Consider the following 10263-nt stretch of genomic DNA (forward strand, 5'->3'; position numbering starts at 1 on the left):
GATCCGGGCCGCCGCCGACCTGGCAGAGCGGCACGGGCTCCGGATCGAACTGGCCACCGTCGGCGTGCCCCCGGCCCTGCCGGTGCGAATCCGTCGTCGGCTGGCCGAGCCGCTCACCGCCGCACTCGTCGACGCCCGAGGGTGGGCCCGGTTGACTGTCGTCGCCGGTCCCGACGAGGTGGTGGTAGGTCTGGTCACCCCGGACGAGGAGACCACGGGTGCCGACTTTGGCACACTGGACGGTGCCGGTCCCCCGGCCTCCGACCCGTACGACGCCGCGGGCCCGGACGACGATCAGGTGGAGCACCTCGACGAGCGGGACGGGACGATCAGATGGACACAGACCCGGTGGCGACGGCGATGACCGCCGGAGATCCGGTCACGGTGGCGATCGTGGACGACCATCCGGTGGTGATCGACGGGGTCCGGGCCTGGCTCGCCGCCGAGCCCCGGGTGACGGTGTTGGCCACCGGCGACGACCCGGACGAGGTCCTGCGGGCCGCCCCCGACGCCGACGTGCTCCTGCTCGACCTGCGCCTGCACGGGCGGATGGTCCTCGACCGGCTCGCCGATCTCTGCGCGGCCGGTCGTCGGGTGGTGGTCTACTCCGAGCACACCGAACCGGAGACCATGCTCGCCGCGCTCGACGCCGGGGCGGTGGCCTTCCTCGCCAAACACGAGGGGCGGGAGCACTGCGTGGCAACCGTCCTCGCCGCCGCCAGCGACCGCCCCTACGTGCCGCCGTCGTTGGCCGGGGCGATGGTCGGCGATCCCCGGCCGGACCGGCCCGCCCTGTCCGACAAGGAGCGGGAGGCGCTGCTGTTGTGGTTCCAGTCGATGTCGAAGCGGTCGGTGGCGCGGCGGATGCAGATCAGTGAGCACACGGTCAAGCAGTACGTGGACCGGGCCCGCATCAAGTACACCCGGGCGGGACGGCCGGCGGCCACCAAGTCGGCCCTGCTCGCCCGGGCGATCGAGGACGGACTCGTCCGACCGGAAGATATCGGCAACTACCGGTCGTACGCAGCGCACGACCGGCCGACCCCCTAACGGGTGTCATGACATTCCGGGCAGGTTCGGCGAGGCTCGGGGCCAGAATTCCTCGGTGGGGGGGAGGTCGGGACGATGGGTGAGGACGCATACCCGTTCTTCGTCGGTCCGCATCGGTTCGATGCGTACGGTGAGGTCGAGGGTCCGGTCCTGGATCGACGGTACGAGTTGGTGCCGGAGTTCGGCGAACGGATCCTGGGGCGGTACCGGTTGTGGCTGGCGGGTCACCTGCTCGGCCCGTCCGAGGGGCGGCGTCAGTGGTCGCTGCCGAGCATCGCGACGGTGACGGTGACCGACCGTCGTCTGGTGCACGTCTGCGCGGGAGTGACGCTGGCGGTGGTCCAGCCCGACGGTCGACACCGACGCCCGATCGGTCGACCCCGACTGGTCACCGGGCAGATCCGCTGGCAGTGGCCCTCACGTCTGGAGCTGACCGCCGTCGCCCCGGGGTGGGAGGACGAACTCTTCGTGGTCTGCGACGCGCTGCGGACGATCCGGCAGCCGGCGCTCGCCCTGCGCGGCCCGACGCGGGAGGTCTCGGAGCTTGCCCGGCAGGTCCAGCGGGCCGTGGCCACCTTCCGGCTCAACCGTCCCGAGCTCGTGGAACTCGCCCCGCCGGAGCGCGACGAACTGCTCCGTGGGCTGGTCCCGCAGGCGTTCGGTCCCGGTCGACGGGTTCGCCTGGCCGGTGCCCTGCCTGTAGAGTTCATGTCCCGCGACGACTACTACCACCCGGGCACCCGCCCGGAGCCGGTGCGGCCTCGGCCGGTCGCCGTGGTCGGCACGGCCCAGACCGTCGAGCTGCCGCAGCCCGGCCGCCCCGGATCGGCCTGCTGACCCCGGAGCTGCTGACCCCGGAGCTGCCGGTGCCGGGGTGAGACGGTGGGGCTGCGATCGGTGCCGGGGGTCAGGCGGTGGGGCTGCGATCGGTGCCGGTGCCGGCGTCGATGGCGGCGGCCTCCTCGGGGGTGGGGGCGGTCCCACCCAGGTGGGCCGGCTGCCACCAGGTCTCGTCCGGCTCCGAGGGCTTCTCCGGGTACTCCCGCTGGGCCCGGTCCACCAGGGCGTGCAACCGTTCGGTCAACGCGGTGGCCATCGCCGGGCTGTTCGGGTAGTCGGCCGGGTCCATCGGTTCCCCGACCAGAATGGTCACCGGAAGGTGTCGGCGGGTCAGGGTACGCGGACGCCCCTTGGTCCAGAGTCGCTGCGTACCCCAGAGCGCGGTAGGCAGCACGGGGACCCCGGCCATCCGGGCCATTCGGACGGTGCCGCTCTTGAGTTCCTTCACTGTCAACGAGCGACTCACGGTGCCTTCCGGGAAGACGCCGACCACCTCACCGGCGCGCAGCGCCTCGACCGCCGCCCGGAACGAGGCGGAGCCGGCCTGCCTGTCCACCGAGATGTGCTTCATCGCGCGCATCAGCGGGCCGGAGATCCGGTGGTTGAAGACCTCCTGCTTGGCCATGAACCGGACCAGCCGCCGGGACTCCAGGGCACCGAGACCGCAGAAGATGAAGTCGAGGTAGCCGATGTGGTTGCTGGCCATCACCGCCCCGCCGGTACGCGGCACGTGGTGCGAGCCCTCCACGGTCAGGCGCAGGTCGAGCACCCGGAACATCGTCCTGGCAGCGGCGATCACGGGCGGGTACACGAGTTCCGGCATGCCGCGACCCTACCCTGCCCGGTCACGACCGGATCGACGCCGGCGCTGGTGGTTCCCGGCGTACGACCCCGGCCCGGAGCAGCCCTCGGACCGGCTCCGCCACCCGTCTTCGGGCAGGTCGTGTTCGCGCGCCGCAGACCGACTCGGGGGACCGACCGTACCTTCGCCGACACCGCCGACCCGGCCACCGAGGGATGACCAGTGGCACCGGGCCGGCGCTGGCGGGCCGGCGCTGGCGGGCCGGCGGTGGCGGGCCGGCGGTGGCGGGCCCGCCTAGTGCGGTGGCAGCTCGATGCGCCCGCGGGCGAAGGCGTCCACCCGACCCCACCGCCCCGGAATGTCCAGCACCTCGATGCGGCCCATGCCCACCGGAAGCTGCGGCTCGACAGCCAGGTGTCCCTCGTGCGGCTCGATCCCGAGCATGGTCCGCAGCAGCAGCATCGGCGCCCCGGTGGACCAGGCCTGCGGGCTACACGCCGTCGGATACTCCACCGGGAACCTGGTCAGGTCCCGGGGGTAGCCGCCGAACGCCTCGGGCAGCCGCCCGTCAAAGTAGCTGGCGGCGGCGAGGATGCCGTCGGCGACGGTGGCGGCCTCCTCGGCGAAGCCGTACCGGCGCAGCCCCCAGGCGACGAACGAGTTGTCGAACGGCCAGATCGTGCCGTTGTGGTAGCCGATGGGGTTGTACCGCACCTCCCCCTCGGCCAGGGTGCGGACCCCCCAGCCGGAGAAGAGCCGGTCGCTGACCAGGTGCTCGGCGATCCTCGCCGCCCGGGAGTCGTCCACGATCCCACTCCACAGCAGATGCCCGATGTTCGAGCTGAGCACGTCGGCCTGCCGCCCCTCGGCGTCCAGCGCCAGGGCGTAGAACTCGCCGTCGGCGACCCAGAAGTCCCGGTTGAACCGTTCCTTGAGGTCTGCGGCCTCCCGTTCCAGCCGGTCGGCGTACGCCGGGTCGTTCCAGAACTCGCGGGCCAGGCGGGCCGCGCGGATCTTCGCGTCGTACGCGTACCCCTGCACCTCGCAGGTGGCCCGGGGAAAACCCGGCAACCGCCCGTCGGAGTACGAGATGGAGTCCCAGGAGTCCTTCCAGCACTGGTTCTCCAGGCCGGTGTCGGTGTTGCGCCGCTCGTACCAGATGTAACCGTTACCGACCAGGTCGGCGTGTTCGTCGATCCACGTCAGTGCCGCCCGGGTCTCCCGCTCCAACTCCTTGACCAGCGCGGCGTCCCCACTCCATCGCTCGTACTCGTCGAGCAGGATCACGAACAGCGGGGTGGCGTCCACCGAGCCGTAGTAGGGCGAGTGGGGCTGCTCCTCGAACGCGGCGGTCTCGCCGTACCGAATCTCGTGCAGGATCCGACCCGGGTCCTCCTCCCGGAAGTCGTCGAACCGGGTGCCCTGCACGGCGGCCAGGATCCGCAGTGTGGTCTTCGACAGACCCGGGGCGAACGGGAGCACCTGAAGACAGGTCAGCAGACTGTCCCGCCCGAACAGTGTCATGAACCAGGGCAGACCAGCGGCCGGGACGGTCTGTCCGGGCATGGTCAGCGGGGCGAAACGCAGCGCGGCGAGGTCCACCAGACTCCGCTGGTACGTCCGGCCGAGGTGCTCGCACTCGGCGTTCACCGTCGGCGCACCGGCGATCCACTCCTCCAGGTCCTGTTGCAACGCCAGCCGTTCCGGGCCGTGCGACTGGACCCCGATGCGCAGGTCCCGGCCGCCCGGCCCGAGGGCGAAGGTCTGCACGTCGATGTCGGTGCGCCACTCCTCGTTCGGCTCCAGGTGCACCGTGTACGAGAACCCCCGCTGGTCGAAGCGGGCCCCGCCGGAGGTGGAGATGACTGTCTCCCGACGGAAGTTGCCCCGCCGGTATCCCAGCCGCAGCCGGTCGGACTCGACCTCGGTGTAGAGCTCGCCCTTCTTGTTGAGGATCTCGTCCTTGATCTGGAACAGGTCGGCGAAGTCGGACCCCGCCTCCATCCGGATGTCCAGGTCGACGGGGCGCTCGTCGTGGTTGAGGAAGGTCAGCGTCTCCCGGAAGCTGCCGCCCACCGCCCGCTCCCGGATGATCGAGAGCTTCGCGTCGATGTAGTGCGTGGCCAGGCCCGGCACCAGGAAGAAGCGCGCCTCGTAGTACTGGAGGTCGTCGTAGGACAGCGCGTTGAGGCGCTCCCCGTTGACTGTGAGCACCCACCGGGACAGGAATCGGGTGTCCAGTGAGAACATCCCGGTCGGTTCACTCGGTGTCGCCTCGATGTCGCCGGTGTCCTCCGAAACCACGAAGGTGTTGCCGTCCAGGATCCGGATCGTGTCACTCTGCCCCATCAGTACGCCTCCCTACCGAAGAGCCGACGTGGTCCCGTGGAGTCCGGCGGGCCGGGGAAGAGCCGCTCGATCTGCAGCACCAGCCGGGCGTCACCGGTGACGGTGACGTCGCCGCGCAGCAGCGCCGCGATGCCGTCCTCCCGTCCGGTGGCCATCTCCTCGAACAGCTGTGGGCTCGTCGACAGCACACTGTCCGCGCCCTCGTCCTCCCGGCTGACCTGCATCCGACCCCGGTCGATGCGCAGCATCCAGTGCTGGGTCTGTGCCCGCTCGCGCAGGTCGAAGCGGATGACCCCGGAGAGCTTCTCCAGCAGAGGCTCGTGTCCCCGCCGTTGCAGGTCCTCGAAGAACCTCGTGGTCGCGTCCACCATCGGTGCACCCCTCCCGCAAGTCCGCGGTGTTCGGACGTCCGAGCAGGGTCCCCGCCGCCGTCGCGGCCAACCTCGCCCGCTTCGGGTGAGGTCCGGGACACCCCGGAGACCGGCCGCCTCGACGTCGAACGCCGGCCCCCGAACCGGGGACCGGCGTCACTGCGACAGGGAAGTCAGTTGTTCGGGTCGTCGGCGCTGATGTCGGCGAGCACCGACTGGGGCTCACGCTCGACCGCGAGGTCACCCATCGACACCAGCCCGACCAGGCGACCGTCGTCGACGACCGGCAGCCGGCGGACCGCGTAGGTACGCATCAGGTCGGTGGCCGAGACCGCGTCGTCGTCAGGGCTGACGGTGATCACGTCACGGGAGACGATCTGGTTGACCGGGGTCTGGTCGGGGTCCATCTCCTCGGCGATCCCCCTGACCGTGATGTCCCGGTCGGTCACGATTCCGACCACGTCGCCGTCGTCGGTGACCACCACGTCACCTATCGCGTTGTCGCGCATCACCCGAGCCGCCGCCGTGAGCGTGTCCGTGCCGTCCATGGTCACCAACCGGGTCGTCATGAACTCTCCGACCGTCGTCATGGTGCTCCCCTCTCGGTGTCGGCAACCCCCCGCCTACCCACCCTCACCGAACTAACACCCCACCGAACTAACACCCCACCCCCTCCCCACCCCGCCCCGCCCCGCCCCGCCCCACCCCGCCCCGCGAGCGTTGATCAAGGGATTTGCGTCAGCATCCCCCCGTTTCCATGACGCAAATCCCTTGATCAACGCGACGGGACGACGGAGCGGCAGGGGGGGTGGGGGTGGGGGTGGGGTGGGGGTGGGGTGGGGTGGGGGTGGGGTGGGGGTGGGGGTGGGGTGGGGTGGGGTGGGTCAGTGGAGTTGGGTGGCGATGAGTTCGGCTAGTTGGACGGCGTTGAGGGCGGCGCCCTTGCGCAGGTTGTCGTTGGAGCAGAACAGGGCGAGGCCGTGTTCGACGGTCTCGTCCGCCCGGATCCGACCGACGAACGTCGGGTCCTGACCGGCCGCCTCCAGCGGGTGCGGGACGTCCGAGAGGGCCACCCCGGGTGCCCCGTCGAGGAGTTCGACAGCGCGCTGCGGGCTCAGCGGCCTGGCGAAGCGGGCGTTGATCTGCAACGAGTGGCCGGTGAAGACGGGCACCCTGACGCAGGTGCCGGAGACCTTCAGGTCCGGGATCCCGAGGATCTTGCGGCTCTCGTTGCGGAGCTTCTGCTCCTCGTCGGTCTCGGCGGAGCCGTCCTCGACGATCGAGCCGGCGAGGGGGAGCACGTTGAACGCGATCGGCCGGGCGAAGTTGCGGGGGGCGGGGAACTCCACGGCGCCCCCGTCGAAGGCCAGCCCGGTGGCGTCCTCGGCCACCTTGCGGACCTGCTCGTCCAGCTCGGCCACGCCGGCCAGCCCAGCGCCCGACACCGCCTGGTAGGTCGAGACGACCAGGCTGACCAGCCCCGCCTCGGCGTGCAGCGGACGCAGCACCGGCATCGCCGCCATGGTGGTGCAGTTCGGGTTGGCGATGATGCCCTTGGGGCGTACGGCGGCGGCCTCCGGGTTGACCTCGGCGACGACCAACGGCACCTCGGGGTCCATCCGGAAGGCCGAGGAGTTGTCGATGACCACCGCGCCGGCCTCGGCGACCCGGGGCGCCAACTCCTTGGCCGAGCCCTTCCCGGCGGAGAAGAGCACGATGTCCAGCCCCCGGTAGTCCGCGGTGGCCGCGTCCTCGACGGTCACCTCGCCGCCCCGCCACGGCAGGGTCCGCCCCGCCGACCGGGCGGAGGCGAACAACCTCACCTGGTCCGCCGGAAACGACCGCTCCGCCAACACCTGCCGCATGACCCCACCGACCTGGCCGGTGGCGCCCACAATGCCGATCCTCATGCCCGCGAGGCTACCCAGCCCACCGGCCGGACGGGGAACCGTTTCCCACCGCCCGGCCCGTACCGTCGCCCTGAGCGACGAACATCACCCCGCCAGGACCTCCCCCAGACCGGCGGCGGTCAGGTCGTCGCGGATCGCCGCCGCGTCGCCCTCGACCACCAGGGTGAGCGCCTCGGGGTGCAGGTGGGTGGTGGCGGCGGCGCTGACCTGCTCGACGTCGGCGGCGAGCAGTTCCTCGCGCAGCCGGGCGTGGTAGTCGTCAGGCAGGTCGTGGACGACCAGGGTGGTCAGCGCCGAGGCGATGGCCCGGGGGCTCTGCAACTCCACCGAGAGCTGACCGGCCCGCCAGGAGCGCGCCACCTCCAGCTCGTCCTCGGTCACCCCACCCGCCTGGGTACGGGTGATCTCCCCCACCGCCTCGACCAGGGCCGGCGCGGTGACAGCCGTCTGCACCCCGGAGCTGACCGCGAACCTGCCGAAGCGGCGAGACGACCCGAAGTCGCCCCGGATACCGTACGTGTACCCGCGTACCTCGCGGATCAGGTGGTTGAGCCGGGAGGTGAAAGCCCCGCCGAGCACAGTGCCGGCCAGGGTCATCGGTACGTGGTCGGGGTGCGCCCGGTGCGGGGCAGGGTGGCCCAGGCGCAGCGTGGACTGGACCGAACCGGGACGGTCGACGAGGATGATCCGACGACCGGGGCGAACCTGCACCTCGATCGGGGCACCCCGCTCGACCGCCCCACCGGCGGTGCCGGCGAACGCCACCGAGGCGAGCGTGTCCAGGTCGATCCGGTCCAGGTCACCGGCGACGACCAGGGTCCCCGGCCGGATGAACCACTCGGAGTGGAAGACGGTGACGTCGTCGACGTCGAGGGCGGCCACCGAGTCCGGGTCGCCGTACATCGGGCGGCCCCAGCGGTTCCCGGCACCGTACAGCTCCGCCCGCAGGACCGCGTCGGCGCGCGGACCCGGGTTCGCCCAGTCCATCCGCAGCGCCGTCGCCTCGTCGTCGCGGACCCGCCGGACGTCGGCGGGGTCGAGTCGGGGCGTACGGACCGCCTCGGCGAGCAGTTCGACGGCGGCGGTCAGCCGGTCCACCGGCACCTGGACGCTGACCTGGAAGGAGTCCCAGTCAAGCCCGGTCACCAACTCGGTGCCGAGCCCCTCGACGGCCAGTGCGTACGCTGTCGCGTCCCGCTGCGCGGTCCCTTCCTCCAACGCCTTGGCCAGGACCGCACCCACGCCCTCCTTGCCGACCGGTTCCCGACCGGCCCCGGCGTCGAGCAGCAGCAGGGCCACGGCGAGGTTCTGGCCGGGCAGGTGTGCCGCCACCACCTGGCCACCGGCGGCGCTCCGCCGGACGACCTGCGGGAACCGGTAGGCCCGGGCAGCCCCCGGGCCGGGACGGGTGGCGATGAGGGTCATGACGTCTCCTCGGGAAGGTAGACCAGGGTGGCCCGGTCGGCGGGGGTGAGTACCTCGGCGGCGGCCTCGGCGACCTGTCCGGCGGTCACCGCGAGCCAGCCGGGCAGCCGGTCGGCGGCCTTCGCCGGGTCGCCGAACTGGACGGCGTACCGGCTGAGGGTGTCGGCCCGGCCGTCCACAGTGGCCATCTGCCGCCACCACATGGTGCTCAACAGGGCCTTGGCCCGGTCCAGCTCGGCGGCGGTCACCGGCACCGTGGCCAGCTCGTCGACCACCTCGGCGAGCCCGGCGGTCAGCCGCTCGGCGGTCACCCCGGGACGGGCGGTGGCGGTGGCGATCAGGGGTGCCGGGGCGTACGCCAGGTCCACCCCGTACGCGCCGACGAGGTCCGGTTGGGCGATCCGCTCGCCGTCGGCGAGGCGCTGGTAGAGGCGGCTGCCCCGGCCGCTGCCCAGGATCGCCGCGAGCACGGTCGTCACGTCGTACCCGGGGGTGCCGAAGGCGTACGTCCGGTGTGCCACGTACACCCGGGGGGCGGGAACGTCGGCGGTGACCGTCTCGTGGACCGGTTTCCCGGTCGCGGCCACGGTCCGCCCGTCGGGGGCGGAGGGGATGTCGGCGCGGGCCGGCAGGGCACCGAAGTACTTCTCGGCGTGCCCGAACACCTCGGCGGCGGTGGTGTCCCCGACCACTGTCAGGACGGCGTTGTTCGGGGCGTAGTAGGTCCGGTGGAACGCCTGGAAGGTGGCGAGGTCGGCCGCGTTCAGGTCGGCCATCGACCCGATGGTCGAGTGGTGGTACGGGTGCCCCGGCGGGTAGAGCATCGGCAGCAGCCGCAGCCAGGCGTCGCCGTACGGCACGTTCTCGTACCGCTGGCGGCGTTCGTTCTTCACCACGTCACGCTGGTTGTCCAGCGTCTCCTGGGTCAGCGCGGGCACCAGCCCGCCCATCCGGTCGGCCTCCAGCCAGAGCGCCAGCTCCAGGTGCTCGGCCGGGACGGTCTCGAAGTAGTTGGTCCGGTCCGGGTTGGTGGTGGCGTTCAGCGAACCGCCCGCACCCTGGATGAGCTTCATGTGCTCGGTCTTGGCCACGTTCACCGAGCCTTCGAACATGAGGTGTTCGAAGAGGTGGGCGAAGCCGCTCTGCCCCTCCGGTTCGTGCCGCGATCCCACGTCGTACCAGAGGTTCACCGCCACCGCCGGGGCGGTGCGGTCCTCGCTCACGACCACACGGAGGCCGTTGTCCAGTCGGGTCGTCTCGATCGGCCAGGGGTAACCGCTTTCGGGCATGTCCCGACGCTATCGGATCACGGGCGCGAATCCACCGCTGTGCACCACCGGCGCGCCCGACGGCGGTCGGCCGGGCCGGCGGTGCCGGTGGGCCGCTCAGTCGGGAGGCTCGACCGCCGGTGCCGTCTCCTCGGAGGTACGGCGTTCCAGCACGGTGTCCGGCGCCGCCCCGGGGTCGGCCTCGCGCAGGTCCGACTCGGCGAGGATCGCCGCCGCGCTCCGCTGGG

At 71.8% G+C, this 10263-nt stretch carries 9 protein-coding genes and 1 pseudogene; 3 read left to right on the forward strand and 7 right to left on the reverse strand.

What is annotated here, in order from left to right:
- The 3 genes and pseudogenes from ABT336_RS25340 to ABT336_RS25350 form a co-directional block, all read left to right on the forward strand.
- Nucleotides 1-364, forward strand: a pseudogene (locus ABT336_RS25340) (hypothetical protein); the annotation flags it as partial.
- Nucleotides 334-1050 carry a response regulator gene (locus ABT336_RS25345; protein WP_350899770.1) on the forward strand — a complete coding sequence of 239 codons (717 nt, stop codon included), beginning with the start codon at nucleotides 334-336 and terminating at the stop codon, nucleotides 1048-1050. The pseudogene ABT336_RS25340 and the gene ABT336_RS25345, both read left to right, overlap by 31 nt.
- Nucleotides 1051-1125: 75 nt before the next feature.
- On the forward strand, nucleotides 1126-1887 hold the full coding sequence (locus ABT336_RS25350) for a hypothetical protein (RefSeq protein WP_350899772.1): 762 nt from the start codon (nucleotides 1126-1128) through the stop codon (nucleotides 1885-1887).
- A 70-nt stretch (nucleotides 1888-1957) separates the two neighbouring features.
- Here the strand turns inward: ABT336_RS25350 and ABT336_RS25355 are convergent, their stop codons facing one another.
- The 7 genes from ABT336_RS25355 to ABT336_RS25385 all read right to left on the reverse strand — a co-directional run bounded on the left by ABT336_RS25355 (nucleotide 1958) and on the right by ABT336_RS25385 (nucleotide 10036).
- Complete coding sequence (locus ABT336_RS25355) at nucleotides 1958-2713, reverse strand: lysophospholipid acyltransferase family protein (protein ID WP_350899774.1); 756 nt, start codon at nucleotides 2711-2713, stop codon at nucleotides 1958-1960.
- Nucleotides 2714-2986: 273 nt separating this feature from the next.
- Nucleotides 2987-5041 (reverse strand): amylo-alpha-1,6-glucosidase, encoded by a 2055-nt coding sequence (locus ABT336_RS25360; RefSeq protein WP_350899776.1) that lies wholly within the window; start codon nucleotides 5039-5041, stop codon nucleotides 2987-2989.
- The gene (locus ABT336_RS25365) at nucleotides 5041-5412 is read right to left on the reverse strand and encodes an SCP2 sterol-binding domain-containing protein (RefSeq protein ID WP_350899778.1); all 372 of its coding nucleotides are present in this window, start codon (nucleotides 5410-5412) and stop codon (nucleotides 5041-5043) included. Before ABT336_RS25365 ends, ABT336_RS25360 begins: the two co-directional genes overlap by 1 nt.
- A gap of 173 nt (nucleotides 5413-5585) precedes the next feature.
- On the reverse strand, nucleotides 5586-6002 hold the full coding sequence (locus ABT336_RS25370; protein ID WP_350899780.1) for a CBS domain-containing protein: 417 nt from the start codon (nucleotides 6000-6002) through the stop codon (nucleotides 5586-5588).
- 294 nt (nucleotides 6003-6296) lie between these two features.
- The gene (locus tag ABT336_RS25375; protein ID WP_350899782.1) at nucleotides 6297-7322 is read right to left on the reverse strand and encodes an aspartate-semialdehyde dehydrogenase; all 1026 of its coding nucleotides are present in this window, start codon (nucleotides 7320-7322) and stop codon (nucleotides 6297-6299) included.
- Between the two features lie 84 nt (nucleotides 7323-7406).
- Complete coding sequence (locus ABT336_RS25380) at nucleotides 7407-8747, reverse strand: M16 family metallopeptidase (protein WP_350899784.1); 1341 nt, start codon at nucleotides 8745-8747, stop codon at nucleotides 7407-7409.
- Nucleotides 8744-10036 (reverse strand): M16 family metallopeptidase, encoded by a 1293-nt coding sequence (locus ABT336_RS25385; protein WP_350899786.1) that lies wholly within the window; start codon nucleotides 10034-10036, stop codon nucleotides 8744-8746. The genes ABT336_RS25380 and ABT336_RS25385 overlap by 4 nt, the downstream gene beginning before the upstream one ends.
- Nucleotides 10037-10263 lie beyond the last annotated feature (227 nt).

The organism is Micromonospora sp. NPDC000207, assembly GCF_040300925.1.
In the GTDB taxonomy this organism is placed as follows: Bacteria; Actinomycetota; Actinomycetes; order Mycobacteriales; family Micromonosporaceae; genus Micromonospora.